Consider the following 19,652-nt stretch of genomic DNA (forward strand, 5'->3'; position numbering starts at 1 on the left):
CCCGAATTCGATCTTCCGGTGTCCGTGTTCATGACGGCGGCCCGCACTTCCTCGACGCACCGGCTCATAGACTCGTGGGTCGGATGTGAGGGAGGTCGTCATGGTGCCGGCCGTGGAGTGCACCGTATGAGCGGTGAAGGCGTCGACCGTACGGGCGGTGAAGGTCCCGAAGCCGTGGCGGCCCGGCTCACCGGGCGGGCCGTGGTGTCGCGGCGGCGGCTCGCCGGGGCCGTCACCGAAGTCGTCCTCGACGACGGGCCGGTGATCGTCAAGGACGCCGGCGGCTCCGGGGCGGCGCAGGCCGAGGCCGCGGGGCTGGGGTGGCTGGCCGAGGCCGGTGCGGTGCGGGTGCCGGCGGTGCGCGGACGTGACCGGCAGTGGCTGGTCACCTCCTGTGTCGCGCAGGGGCGTGCGGGGGCCGCGGCGGCGTCCCGGTTCGGCCGTGAGCTGGCCGCGCTGCACGCCACCGGTGGCGACGCGTTCGGCGCCCCGCCGCCGGGCGGCCCGAGGGACGCGTACATCGGCACCGCCCCGATGAGCAACGTGCCCGGCGACGACTGGCCCGACTGGTATGCCCGGTACCGGGTGCTGCCCTATCTGCGCCGGGCGGTCGACGCCGGCACGCTGCGGCCCGCCGAGGCCGCCGTGTTCGAGCGGGTCTGCGAGCGGGTCGACCGGCTGGCCGGCCCCGCCGAGCGGCCCGCGCGACTGCACGGCGACCTGTGGAACGGCAATGTGCTGTGGGGCGCCGACGGCCACGTCCGGCTGATCGACCCGGCGGCGCACGGCGGACACCGCGAGACCGACCTGGCCATGCTCCAGCTGTTCGGCTGCCCGTATCTCGCCCAGGTGCTGGAGGGCTACCAGGAGGCGGCCCCCCTCGCACCGGGCTGGCGGCAGCGCGTCGGCCTGCACCAGCTGTTTCCGCTTCTCGTCCACACCGTGCTGTTCGGCCGCTCCTACGCCGAACAGGCGCTGGCCGCCGCCCGCCCCTACGCGGGTCTCTGACCTCACGCCGGCCGCGGCGAGGACCGCGGTGTCAGGATGACGGCGGATCTCCGGAACTTCTCGGCCCGGCCGCTAGTTTCTACGTTGCTGTAGACATAAGAGGGTGCCGGTCCGTCGTCGGGGCGGGTCGGTCACCGAGAGACCTTTGGGAGTTCGCATGGCTCTGTGGGACCGCATCAAGGACTCGGCATCGACGATGCAGACCCAGCTCGTGGCGAAGAAGAACGACCTCAAGAGCGGCGCGTTCCGCGATGCCAGCATGGCGATGTGCGCCCTGGTGGCCGCCGCCGACGGCACGGTGGACCCCTCCGAGCGGCAGCGGGTGGCCCAGCTGATCGCCTCCAACGAGGTGCTCCAGAACTTCGACGCCATGGACCTCCAGCGGCGCTTCGACGAGAACCTGAACAAGCTCACGGCCGACTTCGCGTTCGGCAAGGTGAGCGTGCTCCAGGAGATCGGGAAGGCGAAGAAGAAGCCGGCCGAGGCGCGTGCCGTGATCCAGATCGGCATCGTGATCGGCGGGGCCGACGGCGACTTCGACAAGACCGAGCAGGCCGTCGTCCGCGAGGCCTGCTTCGCGCTGGACCTGCCGCCGCACGAGTTCGACCTCTGAGACGAGTGCCCGGCGGCGCCTCACCACAGAGGCGTCGCCGCGCAGGACCGGGCCAGCGGCACGGAGACGGACACCCCGACGGGGGTCTCAGTCCGACTTTTCGCTCTCCGCCCGCCCCAGCAGCTCCCTCAGCAGCCGCTCGTCGTCGGGTTCGAGGGAGGTGACGAAGCTGGCCAGCACCGCCTCCCGGTCGCTCTCGCCGTCGAGGAGCCTGCGCATCCGGTGCGCGGCGAGTCCCGCCTCGTCGGACACGGGCGTCCACGCGAAGGAGCGGCCCGCGCGCTCGCGGGTCACCACCCCCTTGGCCAGCAGCCGGGTCAGGATCGTGATCACCGTCGTATAGGCCAGATCCGCGCCGAGCCGCTCCTGCACCCAGCCCGCGGTCGCCGGTCCGTCCGCCTCCCGCAGGGCGGACAGGACCTGCACCTCCAGCTCGCCCTGCCCCCGTCGCCGAGGACGCCGGTGATCCGTCACTCCCTGTCTCCCTTCCGCTGCCGCGCACGTCACGGGCGGTCCATCGTAAGGACACCGGGGTGCGGACCACACCTCCCCGCGCCAGGCGGTGACTGACCGGCGGCAAGGTGCCGCCGGTCAGCGCGGAGGAGCCGGCCCTCGGCCGGAGACGGGATCAACCGGTCGCGCAGGCACTGCCGTTCAGCGTGAAGGCGGTCGGCGCCGCGTTGGTCGTGCCCTTGGCGCCGATGAAGCCGACGGTCACCGAGCCGGCGGCGGGGATGGTGGAGGTGTAGGACGCGGGGGTGACGCTGACGTCCGCCCCGCTCTGGGTCGGGGTGCCGCCCCACATGTTGGAGATCGTCTGGCCGTTGGCGAAGGAGAAGCCGAGCGTCCAGCCGTTGACGGCGGTGCTCCCGGTGTTGCGGAGGGTGATCTCGCCCTGGAATCCGCCCTGCCACTCCCCCACGATCCGGTAGCCGACCGAGCAGTCGAGCGCCGGGGCCTTGCCGGTCGTGACGTTGACCGTCGCCGAGCGGGCCGAGCGATTGCCCGCCGCGTCCCGGGCGTAGACGGCGAAGGTGTACGCCGTCTCGGCCGAAAGACCGGTCACCGTCACCGAGTTGGTGGTGGAGGCCGCGACCTTGGTCTCGGTGCCGCCGCTGACGCGGACGACGTCGTACCCGGCGACGCCGACGTTGTCGGTGGACGCGGTCCAGGTGAGGGCCGCGGAGGTGGCCGTCACCGCCGAGGCGCTCGGCGTGCCGGGGGCCGTCGGGGCCTGGGTGTCGCCGGTGCCGCCCCCGCCGTAGATCGTGGCTTCCTTGGCGGTCTGGGCGATGCCGTTGGTGCCGTTGAAGATGCGCTGTCCCCAGGAGCTGAGCCGGTTGGGGTCGAAGTCGACGGCGAGGTCGAGGATCGGGTCGGTGTTGCCGCTCCAGGACCAGGCCAGGTAGCCGAGGTCGAGTTGCTCGGCGGTGGCCATCATGGTGTCCTCGTCGGGGTCGCCCCACTGGTCGGCGGGGCCGCCGAACTCGCCGATGAGGATGGGGAGTTTGGCGTTGACGAAGGCGTTGAGGTAGTCGGTGATCTCCGCCGCGGTGTCGAAGACGCTGTACATGTGGATGGAGAAGATCAGATTGCCGGTGGTGTCGGCGTTGTAGACGCTCTGGGCGTTGGCGCGCATGACGCCCTGCCAGTCCTGGCCCCAGTTGGGCGCGTCCACCATGATCGTGTGCTGGAAACCGGCGTTCCGCAGCTTCTTGATCGCGGCGATGGTGGGGTCGGTCCAGCCCTCGGGGTTGGTGTTGCCCCAGGGCTCGTTGCCGATGTTGATGACGATGTAGTTCTCCTGGCCCGCCAGGACGTCCTTCAGGCCGATCCAGTAGTCGGCGGCCTGGTCCAACGTGCCGGCCGCGCTGTCCTCGCCGTATCCGGTGGTGTCGTGCACCTCCAGGACGCAGATGAGGCGGTTGGCCTTGCACTGGGTGACAACGTTGGCAACGTCCGCCGCGCTGTTGGCGGTCCAGCGGTGACCGTCGGCCAGGACGACGCGGACGGCGTTGGCGCCGAGCGCCTTGATGTCCGACAGCGACTGCGTCTCGTTCGGATACCAGGTGTGGGCGTGGTTGACGCCACGCATCACGAAGTCGTTGCCGTTGCCTTCGACCAGGCGGCCGTTGCTGATGTGCAGGCCGGTGGCCTGGACGCCCGGCGGCTCGGCCTGGGCGTGCGCGGCGGCGGGCCACAGGGCACCGAGGAGGACGAGCCCGAGCAGGGCCGCCGCCAGGCGGGCGAGGAGGCTGCCTGCTGTCGTGCTCTTTCTTGTCGTGCTTCTTGTTCTTCTCACTGCGACTCCTGGGAGTGAGCGCCAAGAAACTCAGGCTGGGAGGAGAGTTGTATGGGAGCGCTCCCATACAACCGACCGCGCCAGGTACACGTCAAGAGAGCGCGCAAGACCTCATCCGCAGCACCCCTCCTCCGGCACCGGCCCCGCGTCGAGCCGGCAGAAGCACGACGCCTCGATCGGCACGTCCGCCAGCGCGACCGCGATCTTCAGCTGCTGGGCGACGATCCGCGCCTCCCCCGCCCTGCCGAGCCGGACCAGGCACTCGTGGAACCCGTGCAGGGCCCAGACGTTGCCCGGATGCTGCACCGCGCGCGGCAGCGTGTCGTCGAGCCCGAGGTCGGCGCGGTAGACCGCCTCGGCCTCGGCGACCCGGCCCTGTTCCAGAAGCAGGGCTCCGTAGGCGTGCCGGGTGGGTTGCATCCAGCCCCAGGGTTCGTCATAGGGCAGGTTGTCGTCGAGTTCGACCGACCGTTCCAGGGCGGCGAATGCGGCGTCGAAGTCGCCTTTGCGGTAGGCGAGTTCGCCGTCGAGCATCGCGGCGGCGACGGCCAGGACGTCGGCACAGGTGTTGTTGAAGAGCATGCGCGACTCCGGGACGCGGGTCACCGCCTCCTGGAAGAGGGCGCGTTCGGCCTCGGCCGCGGGAATGCGGCCGAGGGCGGACAGGGCCACCCCGCGGGCGTAGTGGAGCATCGCGGTGGTCACGCAGTACAGCCGCGGGTCGGCGGGCAGGGGCAGTTCGAGGAGGTCGGCCCAGCGGCCGAAGCGGATCAGCACGTGGACCCGCATGGCGAGGAAGCCCTCCAGCCAGTCGGCCATGGGCGGGCTCTGCACGCGCAGCAGTTCCTCCGGGACGGATGCCTCCAGCTGGGCGGCGGTCTCCAGCGCGACCCGGGACTGGCCGAGGAACATCGCGCCGTAGATCTTGAAGTGGTAGTTGTGCGACCGGTAGAGGGTGTAGAAGTTCATCGCCCCGGCCCGGGCGCGGTACTTCTCGTCGGCGGCGACGGCCGCGCTGTTGTCCGCCACCACACGGCGGTAGTCGCCGCAGAGCACGTCCAGGTGCGAGGGCATGTGCTGGAGGTGCCCGGCGTCGGGGACGAGCCCGCGCAACCGGTCGGCGACGGGCAGGGCCGTCTCGGGGGTCGGGGACATCTCCATGAGGTGGATGTACAGGTGCAGCACGCCCGGGTGCCGTTTGCCCGCGTCCGAGGCGAGCACCCGGTCGAGGACCGCCTTGGCCTCCAAGGTGCGGGCGCCTTCCGCCGGTTCGCCGGTCCGGAGGTTCCACAGCCGCCAAGGGGTGAGGTTCAGCAGGGCGTCGGCGTACAGGGCGGCGATGTCGGCGTCGTCGGGGGCGAGTTCATGGACGGCGCGCATGCTGTCGGCGTAGGGCGCGTTCCACACCGCGCAGTCCGCGACCGGGCTGGCCCGCGGATAGCGGGCGCGCAGCGCGCCGATGAGGGACCGCTCGACGGGGGTCGCGGCGGTTCGCGCCTTCTCATGGGCCCGTTCCACGGCGGCGTGGGTGCGCTCGACGGTCCGGGCCAGGTCGTCGCCGTCGAAGAACTCCCACGGCTTGTTGTAGTGGGGGCCGAGGGCGTAGGCGATGCCCCAATGAGCCATGGCGCAGTCGGGATCGGCCGCGGCGGCGGCCTCGAAACAGGCGACCGCCTCCTCGTGGTGGAAGGCGTACGTCCACACCAGCCCGCGGTCGAACCACCGTTGGGCCTCGGGCGACGACGTGGTCACGGGGCGGCCATGGCTGCCGAGGTCGTAGTACTCCGTGTGCTCCATACGAATTCCCCGAGCGTGAGCAGGGCCTGGATTCGCGACGTTACCGGGTGTTTTGTACCCGACACGCCGAGAACCGGTTCCGCCGGTCCGCGCTCAGCCCTCGCGTTCGTCCGGCACCGCCGCCTCGCAGGGCGGCAGAATCCCGGCGCAGAGACGCCGCTGCGCGGGCGGACCGCATCGGTCCGGGGCTCCGAAAACCCGTTGCGGCCGCCCGCCGCCCCCAGGACCCTGGCCCTCATGCCTCCTCTCCTGCGCCCCGCTCGGCTCGCCGACGCGCCCGCGATCACCGAGCTGCTCAACCTCGTCGACGAGATCGAGATCGGCCGGCGCGAGACCGACCTCGCCACCGTCGAGGCCGATCTCCGGCGTCCCGATGTCGACCTGGAGCGCGACTCCTGGCTGGCCTTCGCCGGGGAGCGGCTGGTGGCGTACGGGCTGCTGTGGGACGACTCCGGGAACGAGCGGATCGACATCGACCACTACGTCCTGCCCGACCACCAGGAGGCCGGGGAGCACCTCTTCGACGCCATGCAGCTCCGCGCCGTCGAGCGGGCCCGGGGCAACGGCGCCGCCAAGGCCGTCGTCCATCTGCACCTCAACACCCGGCCGACCCTGGACACTTCACTGATCGAAGCCCGGGGCTGGTCCGTCGTACGCCGCTACCACGTGCTGCAACGCCGCCTCGACCGGGCCCGGGACCGCGCCCCGGAGGCGCCCGCCGGGGTGCACCTGCGTCCCTGCACCACCGAGCCGGACCGCCGCCGCGTCCACCAGCTCTACCAGGCGGGCTTCGCCGAGCACTTCGACTTCCAGCCGCGCACCTACGGCCAGTGGCTGCACGACATCGACGCCGAGCGCCTCGACTGGTCGCTGGTGTGGATCGTGGGCACCGAGGAGCTGGGGGACACCGGGTTCCTGCTCGCGCGGGACGACCGTGCGGCCATGGGCTGGATCCGCAGTGTCGGGGTGCTCCGGGAGGCGCGGGGCCGGGGGCTGGGCGGGCTGCTGCTGCGCCAGGCCTTCGCGGCGTTCGCCGCCCGCGGACGGGACACCGTGGGGCTCGGGGTGGACACGGCCAACGCCACCGGCGCGCCCGAGCTGTACGGGCGCAACGGGATGTCTCTGCACTACGCCGTCGATACTTGGGAGGCGGTGCTGACCTGATCGTGGCGGCGAAAGGCGCGCGTATGTCCTCGACCCGGGATTTCTACGACGACCTGGCCTGCGACTACCACCTGATGTTCGCGGACTGGGACGCGAGCACGGCCCGCCAGGCCGCCGTCCTCGACACCCTCGTCCGACGGCGGCTGGGCGCGGGCCCGCAGCGCGTCCTGGACTGCTCCTGCGGGATCGGCACCCAGGCGATCGGGCTGGCCGGGGCCGGGTACGACGTAGTCGGCAGCGACCTCAGCCCCCGCGCCGCCGCGCGCGCCGCGGTCGAGGCGGCCGAGCGGGGCCTCCGCCTCCCGACGGCCGCCGCGGACATGCGCCGGCTGCCGTTCGCGCCGTCGGTCTTCGACGTCGTGGTGTGCGCCGACAACTCGCTCCCGCACCTGCTGTCCGCAGCGGACGTCTCGGCGGCGCTGGGCGAGATGCGCCGCGTCCTGCGGGACGGCGGGCTGCTGGTGCTCACGGTCCGGAACTACGACGAACTGCGGCGCACCCGGCCCGCCTCGACACCGCCCCAGGTCAAGGAGACGCCGGACGGCCGGGTGATCACCTTCCAGCTCTGGCACTGGCACGAGGACGGCGAGCGCTACGACCTGGAGCACTTCCAGGTGATCCCCGCGGGGGACGCCTGGACGGTACGGCGGCGGACGGCCACCTACTGGGCGCTGTCCCGGCCGCAGTTGACGCGGCTTCTCGCCGGGGCGGGCTTCGCCGACGTCACCTGGCACGCGCCGGAGGCGACGGGGTTCCACCAGCCGGTCGTGACCTGTCAGGTGCGGCGGGCCAGCACATAGGCGCGGCGGGTCTCCGCCTCGTGGGCGTAGTGGGTGCGCTCCAGTCTCATCTCCACCGTGAAGCCCCCCGATGCGAGCAGACCGGCGATGTGCGCCGGGTCGAGGAAGCGGAAGTCGACGTCCACCGGGTGCCCCCACCACTCGTCCAGGTGCCGGACCTCCTCGCCGATGTGGAAGGAGAGGAGGAGCAGGCCCGCGGGGCGCAGGACCCGGCGCATCTCCGCGAAGGCGCGGGGCAGTTCGCCGGGGTCGAGATGGATGACGGTGTAGAGCGCGACCAGGGAGCCGAATTCCGCATCTCCTGCCGGGAGTTCCAGCAGGTCGCCCTGGCGGAACTCCACCGCCGGGAAGCGGGCCCGGCCCGCCGCGACCATGCCGGCGGACAGGTCGACGCCGACCGTGCGCGCGCCCCGCTCCGCGAGCCAGGCGGCCACATGGCCCGGTCCGCAGCCCAAGTCGCCCACCGGCGCCCCCGGTTCGGTCTGTTCGAGGAGAGCGGTGAGCAACGCCCGGTCGAGGGGCTTGCCTTCGAGCTCGGCATGGAGGCGGGTCGTGTACTCCTGGGCCACGGTGTCGTAGCTGTGCCGGACGGAGTCGTGCCGCGCGTGATCGTCCATGGGCTCAGCATGCCAGCCACGGTCCCGACGGCCCGGCGCGCGTCACCGCGCGGCCGGCGTCACCGGGGTCCGGAGGCGGGGCGTACCAGGCCGGCCGGGTAGGCGATGACGGCCAGTCGGGCGCGGTCGCGGGCGCCGAGCTCGGTCATGGCGCGCCGGAACGGGGGTGAGAGCAGCGCCTCCCCGGCCGCGACGGTGCGGATGCCCGCGAGCAGGGCGTCGGTGGTGACGTTCTTGCCGAGGGGCGGCGGCGCGACCGTCCGTGCCGGGATTCTCCGCGGTGGTCGTGCCTCCCGGTACGGCGTCGACGCTGCTGAACGTCCCCTGGCCGCCGGCGCGGTCCGTCGTCCGGAGGGAGGGCAGGGGCCTTTCCTTCCCTGCGGCCCGGTCACTCCATGAGGCCGGCCGCGACCGTCGCCCCCAGTTCCCGGCACGCCTCCACATCGGGCTTCTCCGGCGCCCCGGTCACCGTCACGGGGTTGGCGGCTCGGCGCCAGCCGAGGCCCGTGGTGACGGACTCGACGGCGCGCACCGCGCCGGTGACGTCGTTGCCGCCGTGCACGTAGTAGCCGAAGGGCCGTCCCCGGGTCTCGTCCAGACACGGGTAGTAGACCTGGTCGAAGAAGTGCTTGAGGGCGCCGGACATGTAGCCGAGGTTCGCCGGGGTGCCCAGCAGGAAGCCGTCGGCGGCGAGCACGTCGGACGCGGTGGCGGCGAGCGCGGCCCGCCGTACGACCTGGACGTTCTCGATCTCCGGGTCCGTCGCCCCGGAGACGACGGCTTCCAGCAGCGCCTGGCAGTGGGGCGAGGGCGTGTGATGCACGATCAGCAAGGTAGCCACACCCCGAACCCTGCCGTCGGCCCGGCGCCCGGCGCAAACGCGACGGGCGCCGTGTCGGCTACTTCACCTGGCCGGCGAAGATCGCGGTCTCCGACTCGTAGTCGGGTGCCACCTCGATCTGGAGGAAGGATTCGCCCTTGGGCAGTTCGCAGCCCCACGGCACGGTCAGGGAGCGGCCGGCGAGGATGCTGGTGTCCGGCAGGCCGTCGAGTCCGTCGTCGTAGATGGCCTCCCCTTCCTTGCCCTCGTCGCCGTAGGCGCAGTTGACCGTCATCATCGAGGCGTCGACCTTCTTGTCCGACTTGTTGACGATCTTGATGGTGAACTTGGCGTACGGGGTCCTCTCCGGGGACGCGTACTCACTGGAGACCGCGCGAGTGATCTTGGTCAGGCTGATCTCGACGTCGTTGTCATAGGCGATGGTGTCGCCGAACCCGTAGGAGTCGTCGCCGGATTCCTCGGTCGGCGCGGCGGACTCCTCGTCGGCGGCGGTGTCGCCGGTCTCGGCCGGCACCGTCTTCGTGACGGTGACGGTCGGCGCCGCCTCGGCCTCGCCGTCGCCGGTCACGCTCGCGGTGACGACGGCGGCGAGGACGGCCGCGACCACCGCCGCCCCGGCGGCGATGAGGACCGTGGCGGTCTTCTTCGGCGCCGGAGACGGCTGCGGGGGCTGCGGGTAGTAGCCCGGCCCGGGCGGCGGGGTGTAGCCGGGCATGGGCGGCGGCGGAGTGCTGTCGTGGTTCATGGTCCCCCCAGGGATGTTTCTGTTGCGCGATCAATCATCGCCCGCGAAATCACCCTTGTGGAGATGCCGTAATGAAAATGTGCTGATGGGGCGCCGGTCGGGCTATTCCGTGCGAAGCGCCGTCGCCGTCCGGGCGTTGGCCGCCCACCCCGCCGGCAGGAGCGCGCCCAGCACGGCGATGATGACGCCCGCGAGGCCCAGCACCACCAACTCGGGCGCGTCGTACACGTCGAGGACGGCCTTCGGCAGTCCGGTGCCCGCGGCCTCGGCCATCCGCGGCAGCACCACGCCGTGCAGCGCGTACCCGGCCGGGACGCCGATCAGGCCGCCGAGCACGCCGATCCCGGCGACGGACGCGAGGACGAGGCTTACGGTCTGCCGCGGCGACATGCCGAGCGCCTTGCACACACCCAGGTCGTGGACGCGCTCCCGGGTGTCCAGGACCACGGAGTTGAGCACCCCGAGACCCGCCACGGAGACCAGCATGAGGGTGAGCAGCGCGGCCATCGTGTCGATGACGAGGATGAGACCGCCCTGCCCCGAGGGGGCGTTGGCCTGGGCGTCGCCGCCCAGCGGCCGCACCGTCTCCGAGAGGTCGCGCGCGTAGGCGGCGGCGTCGACGCCCCGGTCCAGGTCGACGAGGAACATCTGCGGTCCGATCGCGGGGAAGTCGGCGAGCTCGGCGGAGATGTCCAGCACGTCGTCGGAGGTGCCGAAGGCCTCTCCGACGATCCGCAGCGTCCTCGTCTCCTCGCCGATCCGCACCCGCACGGTGTCACCGACCTTCGCGCCGGTGCTCTCCAGGAAGCGCCTTTGCACCACGGCCTGCCCCCGGCCGGTGAGCCAGTGCCCGGACACGATCTCGTCGTGACCGTCGCCCAGGTCGCCCTGGTAGAGCACGGCCCGGACCCTGCCGGACACCCCGGCCACGGCGGCGTCCGCCTCGGACCGGCTGTAGTGCGAGGCGGTCCCCTCCTGCGCCTCGACGGCGGCCCGGATCTTCGCGGGGTCGGAGGCGACGACCCCGGTCGCGTCCGGTGGTACGTCGGTCGGACCGGCGAACACGCTGACCGCGGCGCGGCTCTCGGGGTCGCCCGCCACGCTGACCACGTGCAGCGAGGTCGTCAGCCCCACCGCGAAGGTCGCCGCGACGGTACCGAAGGCCACCGCGAGCAGCATGGCGAGCGCCCGCACCGGGTGGGCGAAGGGACTCGCCAGCCCGTAGGTGACCGCGCGCGGCAGCGGCAGCCGCCCCGCCGCCCGCTGCGCCCACTGGCCGCGTCCGGTGCGCGGTGCCCGGCCGACCGCGATGGCCTCCACCGTGCGCAGCCGCCCGGCCCGCAGGGCGGGAACCAGCGCCGCGACCCCCACGACGAGCAGCGCGACACCCGCCACGAGGACGTCCACCCACCACGCCACCGTCAGCGAGACGGCCCCGTAGACGGTCTCAGCGTCCGCGAGCAGCGGGAGCGCCATCAGGTTGCCGAGGACGACGCCCAGCGCGATGCCCGCGGTGGCGGGGACGAGCGCCTGGGCGACGTAGGCCCGGACGACCTCGCGGGGCGTGAAGCCGATGGCCTTGAGGATGCCGATGCGGCGCAGGCTGGTGCCGACCGCGCCGCTGATGACACTGCCGACGATGATCACCGACATGACGATGCCGAGGATGCCGAAGGCCACCAGGAAGGGGATCGTCGGTGCCGCGTTCCGGTCGGCGGCCCGCTTGGCGTCCAGCCACGACTCGGCGCCGAGCAGCGCCCCGGACGGCACTGCGGCGCCCAGCTTCCTGCGGTCGGCGGCGATGGCGCCCTTGCTGCCCGCGGAGTCGAACCGGTAGAGCATCTGGCTGGTGACCTGCGTGTCCTTGGACGCCAGCGCACTGACCTGGGCGGGTGTCGCCCAGGCGTCCGCGGTCCGGCTGACCGACCGGGCGAAGCCGACGACCTTCAGCGCCGGGCTGTCCGGGGCGTCCGAGGTCTTGAGGGTGTCGCCGATCCGGAAGGCGGGGCCGCTGAAGGCGTCGTCGAGGACGATCTCGCCCGGCCCGGTCGCCCACCGCCCGGACTTCAGGTCGAGCCGGTCGACGTCGGTGCCCGGACCGGAGCGCCCGGCCAGTGTCATCGCCGGGACGTGCCGGCCCTGCCCGTCGACGGCGTTGACCGTCGTGGCGGGGTACGGCCCGGCGCTCGCCGTGACGCCGTCGAGCCGTCCCGTGGCCCGCAGTTGTGCCGCGCCGGCCTTGGCCGGGTCGAACGCGACGGTGAGGTGCGCGCCGTCCTGCCGGGCGAAGGCGTGGTCGAAGGGCGCGCTGGTGGCGACCATGAGCGACCCCGCGACCACGGCCGCGGCGACGGCCATCATCGTGGCCAGCGCGATCACCACGGTCTGGACCCGGCGCCGGCTCACCCCGGACCGTACGACCCGTGCGAGGGCGCTCATCGGACGGCCTCCGCCTGGGTGTCGAGGGCGAGGTGGCCGTCGACCAGATGGATGGCGCGGTCGGCGCAGGCGTCGGCCAGGGACGGGTCGTGGGTGACCAGCACGATGGTCTGGCCGCCCCGGTGCAGTTCCCGCAGCAGCTCGCGCACGTCCCGGCCGGAGGCGGTGTCGAGGGCGCCGGTCGGTTCGTCGGCGAGGAGCAGCGCGGGCTTGTTGATCAGCGCCCGGGCCACCGCGACGCGCTGCCGCTCACCGCCGGAGAGCCGCCCGGGGTAGGCGCGGGCGTGCTTCTGGATGCCGAGCGCCTCCATGAGCTCGTCGGCGCGGGCGGCGGTCCTGCGCCGTGCGGTGCCGGTCAGCTGGGCGGGCAGCTGGATGTTGTCGCTGACGGTGAGGTCGTCGAGCAGGTTGAAGAACTGGAAGACCATGCCGATCTGTTCGCGGCGGAACCGGGCCAGCGCGTGCTCGCCGAGCCGGTCGATGCGCTGCCCGGCCACGGTCACCGTGCCGGTGGTGGGCTTGTCGAGGCCGGCGACGAGGTTCAGCAAAGTGGACTTGCCGCTGCCCGAAGGGCCCGTGACGGCGAGCGCCTCACCCTGCGCGACCCCGAGGTCGATCGGGCCGAGCGCAGGTGCGCCCGCGTTGTCGTAGCGCTTGGCCACGCCCGTCAGTTCGATCACTTCAGTCATGGGTGTCGTCCGTCCTTGCGGTCGAGTGGGCCGCCCCTGTGCGGCCGCTGTGCCGGCCTGGTGAAGGTAGGCGCGCGAGCCACGGCCCCGCGTCGGCCGGGGCACCGACATGCGGCCGTTCCCGCGGAGGATCCGCCGGCGGGGTCATCCCTGCGGCGTACGCCCCGAGGACGGTTCGCTGGTCGCTCGGGGGGACGCGGGCACGGCCGGGCGGGCCGCACAATGTGCGGATGGACACGGAGGACCGCCGCGGACGGCGTCGGCAACTGCTCGAAGCCCTGCGACCGGAGCCGCGGCCCGGCCCGCAGGCGCGGCGGTCGAAGTACTACGACGTGCTGCTGGCCGTGCTGCTGACCGTGGTCGCGCTGATCGTCGCGGCGCGCTTCCCTGGAGACGGGCCGATCGACGGTGCCACGAAGGTGATACCCGGCGTCCCCCCGCCACCGGGTCCGGGTCCGGACCCGCTGGTCCCGGACGCCGAGGGTGTCGTGCCGCCCTGGCCGCTGATCGTGCTGTCGGCGCTGCCGCTCGTCGTCCGACGGCGGTATCCGCTGGCGGTGTTCGGGATCGTGGTGTCCGCGGTGCTGTCCATCGGCGAGGAGGCCTCCTGGATCAACGTGCTGACGTGTGTCATCGGCGCGTACACCGCCGTCATGTACAGCAGGTACCGGGTGGGATCGATGGCCGCGCTGGTGCTCGTGGCCGTGCTGGCGGGGGTCACCTTCCGCGGGACGGAGCCCATCCTGCCCGGCTGGACCAGCCCCGCCGTGGTGCTGCTGGTCGCCGGGGTGCTGGCCGGGGTCGTCCGGTTCTGGCAGCGGCGGACGGCGGACGGCCGCGAGCGGTTCGAGCGGCTGGAGCGGGACCAGCAGGAGGCGACACGTCGGGCGGTCGCGGAGGAACGGGCCCGGATCGCCGCCGAGTTGCACGACGTCGTGACCCACAATGTGAGCGTGATGGTCATTCAGGCGGGGGCGGCGCGCAAGGTGATGGACACGGAGCCGGAGCGGTCGAAGGAGGCGCTGCTGGCGGTGGAGGCGGGCGGCCGGGCCGCGATGGCCGAACTGCGCCACGTCATGGGGCTGCTGGCGGCGCCGGACCCCGACCGGCCCGAGGCGCTGGAGCCGCAGCCGGGGCTCGCGCAGCTCGACGCGCTGATCGTGCGGGTAAGGGCCGCCGGCACGCCGGTCGGCGTCGCGATGTCCCTGCCGCCCGAACCCCTGCCGTCCGGCGTCGACCTGACGGCGTACCGGGTGGTCCAGGAGGCGCTGACCAACACCATCAAGCACGCGCCGGGGGCCGATGCCTCCGTCACGGTCGGCTACAGCGACGACAGACTGGAGATCGAGGTGGTCGACACGGGGGCCGTCGGCGACGCGGCACGGGCGGACGGCAACGGCCGCGGCCTCATCGGGCTGCGCGAGCGACTGGCCGTCTACGGCGGGGAGTTGGCGGCCGGCCCGACGCCGGCCGGCGGCTACCGCGTCAGAGCCCTCGTCCCGTGGCGGGCCGCGTGAGCGGGGCGGCGCTGCGCGCCGTCATCGCCGACGACCAGGCCCTGGTGCGGACCGGCTTCGGGATGATCCTGGCCGCGGACGGCATCGAGGTGACGGCGGAGGCGGCCGACGGCGCCGAGGCGGTCACCGCGGTCCGGCGGACGAGGCCCGATGTCGTGCTGATGGACATCCGGATGCCCGGCATGGACGGCATCGAGGCCACCCGCCGCATCCTCGCCGACGACACGGCGGCCGGCACCCGCGTCCTCATCCTCACCACGTACGACCTCGACCACTACGTGTACGCGGCGCTCACCGCGGGCGCCTCCGGCTTCCTGCTCAAGGACGTCACCCCCGAGCACCTGGTCGCCGCCGTGCGCCTCGTGCAGTCCGGCGACGCGCTGCTGGCACCGGTGATCACCCGCCGGCTGATCGAGCGCTTCGCCCAGCACGAGGAGCCTCGCCCCACGGTGTCCCTGCACCGCGACCTGTCCGGTCTGACGCCGCGCGAGCTGGAGGTGCTGCGGCTGCTCGCGACGGGCCTGAGCAACGCCGAGCTCGCGGAACGCCTCTTCCTCAGCCCCACCACGGTGAAGACCCACATCGGCCGCATCCTGTCCAAGCTGGACCTGCGCGACCGCGTCCAGGCGGTCGTCCTCGCCTACGAGACGGGACTGATCACCCCGGGAAATACGGAAGACGTTCCGGGCCCGGATCGTTACCGTTGACCCATGGAGGTCACCCAGCACACCCGCACCGCAGCCGCGCGAGCGACCAGCTCCCCGGCTGCCGACGCCTGACCTCACCCTCTCTCCCCCGGCGGCCGGAAACGGGCCGCCGGTGCAGTGTGCTTCGCCTTCCTGCGCGTCTCCGCGGTTCTTTCCGGTCCCCCGACCCGAAGGACCATGACCATGGACACGGACCGCACCCTGCGCACCTTCACCGACTTCTACGTCGAACGCGGCCACCACCTGATCACCGGCAGCACCCTGCTTCCGCCGCCCTCGGACCCGGTGCTGTTCACCACCTCCGGAATGCACCCCCTCACCCCGTACCTGGAGGGCCGCCCGCACCCGCAGGGCCGCCGCCTGCTCAATGTCCAGCGCTGTCTGCGCACCACCGACCTGGAGGAAGTCGGCGACCCCACCCATCTGACGGTGTTCGAGATGCTCGGCTCGTGGTCGCTGGGCGACTACGGCCATTCCCAGAGCCTGCGCTGGGGGTACGAGCTGCTGCGCGACGGGTTCGGCATCCCCGAACGACGGTTGTACGCCACCGTCTTCGGCGGCGACGACCAGGTCGGCCAGGACACCGGATCGCTGCGCACCTGGGAGGAGTTGGGCGTCCCCGTGGAGCTGACCGTGGAGGACAACTGGTGGTCCAACGGTCCCGTCGGCCCGTGCGGCCCCGACTCGGAGATCTTCGTGTGGACCGGCGGCTCCTCCCCCGAGGGCACCCCCACCACCGACCCGCGCTGGGTCGAGGTCTGGAACCACGTCGGCATGCGCCACCACCGCCACGAGGACGGCAGCCTGTCCCCGCTGTCGCAGCCGAACATCGACACCGGCATGGGCCTGGAGCGCCTGCTGACCATTCTCCAGGGCCGCGACTCGGTCTACGACACGGACCTGTTCGAGCCGTGGACGCGCCTCCTCCCGCGCCTGTGGGACCTCGACGAGCCGTCGTTCCGCCTGGTCTGCGACCATCTGCGGTCCGGCGTCGTCGTCATCGGCGACGGCGTACGGCCCTCCGCCACCGGGCGCGGCTATGTCCTGCGCCGCCTGATCCGCCGCCTCCTGACCACCCTCTGGCAGCAGGACCCCACCCGCACCCTGTCCGACCTGCCCCGGGAGCTGGTGGAGCACACCCTGGACCACTTCCGGCTGCCCGTCGGCACCGACCCGGTCCTCGGCCTCCTCAAGGACGAGGAGGTCCGCTTCGGCCGGCTCCTCGACCGGGGCCACCGTGTGCTGTCCCGACCGCGATACCAGGGGCGGCTGACCGAGGAGGACTACCGCTACCTGCACGACACCCACGGTCTGCCCCGCGATCTCGTCACCGGTCTGCGGAGCCTGCGGCACCGATGAGCTGCCGCACCCGCTCCTGACCAGGTCGCCCGGGCCGCGTTACCGCCCGGGCGGCCGGGGCACTCGGGGCCGTGGCGGCTCCCCTCCCGGAGTCGTCTGGTCCGGCCGGAGGTGGAGAGCATGGGGCACGGTGGAAACGTCATCGACGAGCTGGTGACCGATCACCGCGAGGTCGAGGAACTGTTCGGTCGCATCGAGGCGCTGCCGTCCGGCGACAAGGATCGCAAGGTCCACGCCGACCAGGTCACCATGGAACTGGTCCGGCACTCGGTCGCCGAGGAGGCCTATCTGTATCCCGCCGTGCGGGAGCATCTGGCGAACGGCAACACCCTCGCCGACCGGGAGATCGAGGACCACTCCAAGGCCGAACAGCTCATGAAGGACCTGGAGTCCTGCGAGGCGGGGGACCCCGAGTTCGACCGGATCGTCGGCGAGCTGATGGCCGAGGTGCGCTCGCACATCGCCGACGAGGAGGAGAACCTGTTCCCGCAGCTCCGCGCGGTCTGTCCGCCGGACCGGCTGGACGAGCTCGGCGACAAGATCCGCATGGCCAAGAAGGTGGCGCCGACCCGGCCGCACCCGTCCTCCCCGAGCGAGCCGCCGGCGAACAAGCTGCTGGCGCCGGGTATGGGCCTCGTCGACCGGATGCGCGACGCGCTGACCGGCCGCGGCAAGAAGGACTGACGAAGGACTGACGGGAACGGGCCGCGGGCACGGTGGACCGACGGGGACGGTCCACCGGCAGCAGGGCCAACGGCGACACGACACACAGAAGGACCGCCTCCGTCCTCAGGCGACGAGCGGCTCCCGGGGGCCGAGGAGGTCCAGGAGCCGCGCGCGATGCAGTTCCGCGACGGGCGCGACGAGGTCGGGATGGCGCAGCAGCGCCGCCGCCCTCTGGTCGCGCTCGTCCGGCGCGGTCAGGCGCCGGAACTCCGCCGGCGTCCCGACCAGGTGGTCACCCTCCCCCACCGCGACCGCGGCGAGCCGGGCCAGCTCCGGGTCGGTGAGCAGGCAGAGGGCCCAGCTGGCGACGACCTCGTCCACCCAGGTGCGCCAGGCCTCCTCCTGGCGGTGGTCCGCGCCGGTGATCCGGTCGAGTCGCGCCGAACCACCAGGTCCCGCCATCTCCACCAGCCCGGCATCCATCGACGTCGGGTAACACAGCCATGCCGCCACGGTCGCGGCCTGCCGCGCCTGCACCTCGCAGAGCGCCGCGGCCAGCGCTCCGCCGGAGGCGGGATAGGCGCGCGTCAGCCACTGGGCGGTCGCCGCGATGACCGGGGAGAGATCTGCCTGCACTGCCGAACCGTCCGAACTGCCGGGTGAGGGGGTGCGAAAACGGTAGCCCGCGCGGCCGTTCCACGGGGAATCCGTGACCTCGACGAGACCTCCGCCCCATGCCCGGACATGCGGTCAGCGCGGCTCCTGGAGGCGGGCGAAGAGCGGTGACGCCTCCGGGAGCGAGCGGTCGGCCGGCGTCACCTGACGGGCGACGCGCTCCGCCGCGCCCGGGACGAAGGGCCGCAGTTCCTCGGCCAGGACGCGGCATGCCGTGACCAGCGCGGCGAGGACCGCGTCGAGGCGCTCGGCGGCGCCGGCGTTGCCCTGGCGTTCCGCACGGGCCAGTTCCCAGGGACGGGTCGCGTCGATGCAACGGTTGGCCTCCTCCACGATCTCGCGGACGGCGTCCAACGCCCGGCGGAAGTCGTAGCCCGCCAACGCGGCATCCACCCGCCCCGGCGCCGTCCGGCACACGTCGAGCAGGGCCGTCACCGCGAACCGGTCGGTACCGGGTTCCGGCACGACCCCGGCGCGGTACCGGTGGACCATCGTCACGATCCGGTGGACCAGGTTCCCCAGCCCGCCCGCGAAGTCCGCGTCCGCGCGGGCGATCAGCCGGTCGACGGTGAAGTCGGCGTCCCCGACCCGGGGAACGTCGCGCAGCAGCCACCACCGCACCGCGTCCGTGCCGTACGCGGCGGTCAGGGCGACGGGGTCGACGGCGGCTCCGCTCCCCGACTTGCTGATCTTGCGCCCACCGACCGTCAGATAGTCGTGGACGAGGATGTCGGTGGGCAGCGGCAGGCCCGCCGACAGCAGCATGGCCGGCCAGTAGACGGCGTGGAAGCGTACGACGCCCTTGCCGACAAGATGGACGCGGCGGTTTCCGCCGGCCCACCACCGCTCGTAGGCGGGGCCGTCGGTGCCGTAGCCGAGGCTGGTGACGTAGTTGCCGAGGGCGTCCCACCAGACGTAGACGACCTGGTCGGGGTCGTCGGGCACGGGGATGCCCCAGCCGCGGGCACGGGTGTGCGAGCGGGAGACGGAGAAGTCGTGCAGCCCGCCCTCGATGAGTGCCAGGACCTCGTTGCGGCGCGCGGCGGGTTCGATGCGCAGGGCGCCGCCGGTGATCAGTTCGCGGAGGCGGTCGGTGTGGCGCGAGAGCCTGAAGAACCAGTTCTCCTCGGCGACCCGCTGCGGCACGGTGCCGTGCTCGGCGCAGCGGCCGTCGACCAGTTCCTCCGGGGTCCAGAACTGCTCGCAGCCGACGCAGTAGAGGCCCTCGTACGCCTTGCGGTACAGGTCTCCGGAGGCCGCGCAGCGACGCCACAGCCGTTCCACACCGATGCGGTGGCGGGGGTCGCTGCTGGTGCGGATGAAGTCGTCGAGGGACAGCGCCAGGGGGTCGCGCAGGGCGGCGAACGCGTCGGCGTTGCGGTTCACCAGGGTCTGGACGTCGACGCCCGCGGCCTCGGCGGCCAGCACGTTCTTCAGCGAGTTGTCGTCCGTGCCGCTCAGCAGCCGGACGTCGGCGCCGCGTCGGCGGTGGTGCCGGGCGAGCGTGTCGGCCTGCACCAGCTCCAGCGCGAAGCCCAGGTGCGGGCGGGCGTTGACGTAGGGAATGGTGGTGGTGATGTAGTGGCGTGGTGCGGTCATCGGTCCTCCTGCCGGCGGCGGGACCCGGTTCACGCAACGCGTCGAGGCCCCGTCCCGGGGCCTCGGATTCGGTGTGCGTCCGTGCTCAGCAGCCCCTGTGCGGGGGCATCATCC

19 protein-coding genes are annotated in these 19,652 nt (G+C 72.6%); 8 read left to right on the forward strand and 11 right to left on the reverse strand.

The features are described from left to right. The first annotated feature begins 126 nt into the window (after positions 1–126). Together DI272_RS03535 and DI272_RS03540 are read left to right on the forward strand one after the other, a co-directional pair. Positions 127–1,008, forward strand: a complete 882-nt coding sequence (locus DI272_RS03535) for a fructosamine kinase family protein (protein WP_109493661.1) — start codon at positions 127–129, stop codon at positions 1,006–1,008. Positions 1,009–1,165: 157 nt separating this feature from the next. Continuing rightward, entirely contained in the window at positions 1,166–1,621 is a 456-nt protein-coding gene (locus DI272_RS03540) for a tellurite resistance TerB family protein (RefSeq protein ID WP_109493662.1), read from the forward strand. Between the two features lie 87 nt (positions 1,622–1,708). On the opposite strand, the gene DI272_RS03545 is transcribed toward DI272_RS03540, so the two are convergent. From DI272_RS03545 to DI272_RS03555, 3 genes are all read right to left on the reverse strand, one after another. Next, entirely contained in the window at positions 1,709–2,095 is a 387-nt protein-coding gene (locus tag DI272_RS03545; protein WP_109493663.1) for a BlaI/MecI/CopY family transcriptional regulator, read from the reverse strand. Positions 2,096–2,249: 154 nt separating this feature from the next. Further along, positions 2,250–3,923 (reverse strand): cellulase family glycosylhydrolase, encoded by a 1,674-nt coding sequence (locus DI272_RS03550; protein ID WP_109493664.1) that lies wholly within the window; start codon positions 3,921–3,923, stop codon positions 2,250–2,252. Between the two features lie 111 nt (positions 3,924–4,034). Beyond that, positions 4,035–5,720 (reverse strand): hypothetical protein, encoded by a 1,686-nt coding sequence (locus DI272_RS03555; RefSeq protein ID WP_109493665.1) that lies wholly within the window; start codon positions 5,718–5,720, stop codon positions 4,035–4,037. Between the two features lie 237 nt (positions 5,721–5,957). On the opposite strand from DI272_RS03555, the gene DI272_RS03560 reads away from it, so the two are divergent. After that, positions 5,958–6,884 (forward strand): GNAT family N-acetyltransferase, encoded by a 927-nt coding sequence (locus tag DI272_RS03560; RefSeq protein ID WP_109493666.1) that lies wholly within the window; start codon positions 5,958–5,960, stop codon positions 6,882–6,884. A gap of 23 nt (positions 6,885–6,907) precedes the next feature. After that, entirely contained in the window at positions 6,908–7,684 is a 777-nt protein-coding gene (locus DI272_RS03565; protein ID WP_109493667.1) for a class I SAM-dependent methyltransferase, read from the forward strand. On the opposite strand, the gene DI272_RS03570 is transcribed toward DI272_RS03565, so the two are convergent. The 6 genes from DI272_RS03570 to DI272_RS03595 form a co-directional block, all read right to left on the reverse strand. Beyond that, entirely contained in the window at positions 7,660–8,301 is a 642-nt protein-coding gene (locus DI272_RS03570; RefSeq protein ID WP_109493668.1) for a class I SAM-dependent methyltransferase, read from the reverse strand. The genes DI272_RS03565 and DI272_RS03570 overlap by 25 nt on opposite strands. A gap of 59 nt (positions 8,302–8,360) precedes the next feature. Beyond that, entirely contained in the window at positions 8,361–8,693 is a 333-nt protein-coding gene (locus tag DI272_RS46160; RefSeq protein WP_375138025.1) for a hypothetical protein, read from the reverse strand. After that, on the reverse strand, positions 8,690–9,142 hold the full coding sequence (locus DI272_RS03580) for a flavodoxin family protein (RefSeq protein WP_109493669.1): 453 nt from the start codon (positions 9,140–9,142) through the stop codon (positions 8,690–8,692). Before DI272_RS03580 ends, DI272_RS46160 begins: the two co-directional genes overlap by 4 nt. A 58-nt stretch (positions 9,143–9,200) precedes the next feature. Further along, entirely contained in the window at positions 9,201–9,887 is a 687-nt protein-coding gene (locus DI272_RS03585) for a hypothetical protein (protein ID WP_109493670.1), read from the reverse strand. Between the two features lie 102 nt (positions 9,888–9,989). After that, complete coding sequence (locus DI272_RS03590; protein ID WP_109493671.1) at positions 9,990–12,326, reverse strand: FtsX-like permease family protein; 2,337 nt, start codon at positions 12,324–12,326, stop codon at positions 9,990–9,992. Continuing rightward, positions 12,323–13,015 carry an ABC transporter ATP-binding protein gene (locus tag DI272_RS03595; protein ID WP_109493672.1) on the reverse strand — a complete coding sequence of 231 codons (693 nt, stop codon included), beginning with the start codon at positions 13,013–13,015 and terminating at the stop codon, positions 12,323–12,325. The genes DI272_RS03590 and DI272_RS03595 overlap by 4 nt, the downstream gene beginning before the upstream one ends. Before the next feature lie 230 nt (positions 13,016–13,245). On the opposite strand from DI272_RS03595, the gene DI272_RS03600 reads away from it, so the two are divergent. The 4 genes from DI272_RS03600 (at position 13,246) to DI272_RS03615 (ending at position 17,282) form a co-directional block, all read left to right on the forward strand. Further along, positions 13,246–14,532 carry a sensor histidine kinase gene (locus DI272_RS03600; protein WP_109493673.1) on the forward strand — a complete coding sequence of 429 codons (1,287 nt, stop codon included), beginning with the start codon at positions 13,246–13,248 and terminating at the stop codon, positions 14,530–14,532. Next, entirely contained in the window at positions 14,517–15,239 is a 723-nt protein-coding gene (locus DI272_RS03605) for a response regulator transcription factor (RefSeq protein WP_109493674.1), read from the forward strand. Before DI272_RS03600 ends, DI272_RS03605 begins: the two co-directional genes overlap by 16 nt. 183 nt (positions 15,240–15,422) lie before the next feature. Next, on the forward strand, positions 15,423–16,598 hold the full coding sequence (locus DI272_RS03610) for an alanine--tRNA ligase-related protein (protein ID WP_109493675.1): 1,176 nt from the start codon (positions 15,423–15,425) through the stop codon (positions 16,596–16,598). A 120-nt stretch (positions 16,599–16,718) separates the two neighbouring features. Further along, on the forward strand, positions 16,719–17,282 hold the full coding sequence (locus tag DI272_RS03615; protein WP_109493676.1) for a hemerythrin domain-containing protein: 564 nt from the start codon (positions 16,719–16,721) through the stop codon (positions 17,280–17,282). Between the two features lie 105 nt (positions 17,283–17,387). On the opposite strand, the gene DI272_RS03620 is transcribed toward DI272_RS03615, so the two are convergent. Together DI272_RS03620 and metG are read right to left on the reverse strand one after the other, a co-directional pair. Next, a complete protein-coding gene (locus tag DI272_RS03620) occupies positions 17,388–17,900 on the reverse strand; it encodes a hypothetical protein (protein ID WP_109493677.1) in 513 nt (170 codons plus the stop codon). A 114-nt stretch (positions 17,901–18,014) separates the two neighbouring features. Then, positions 18,015–19,538, reverse strand: a complete 1,524-nt coding sequence (gene metG, locus DI272_RS03625; RefSeq protein WP_109493678.1) for a methionine--tRNA ligase — start codon at positions 19,536–19,538, stop codon at positions 18,015–18,017. Between the last annotated feature and the right edge of the window lie 114 nt (positions 19,539–19,652).

The sequence above is a fragment of the Streptomyces sp. Act143 genome (assembly GCF_003143935.1).
In the GTDB taxonomy this organism is placed as follows: Bacteria; Actinomycetota; Actinomycetes; order Streptomycetales; family Streptomycetaceae; genus Streptomyces.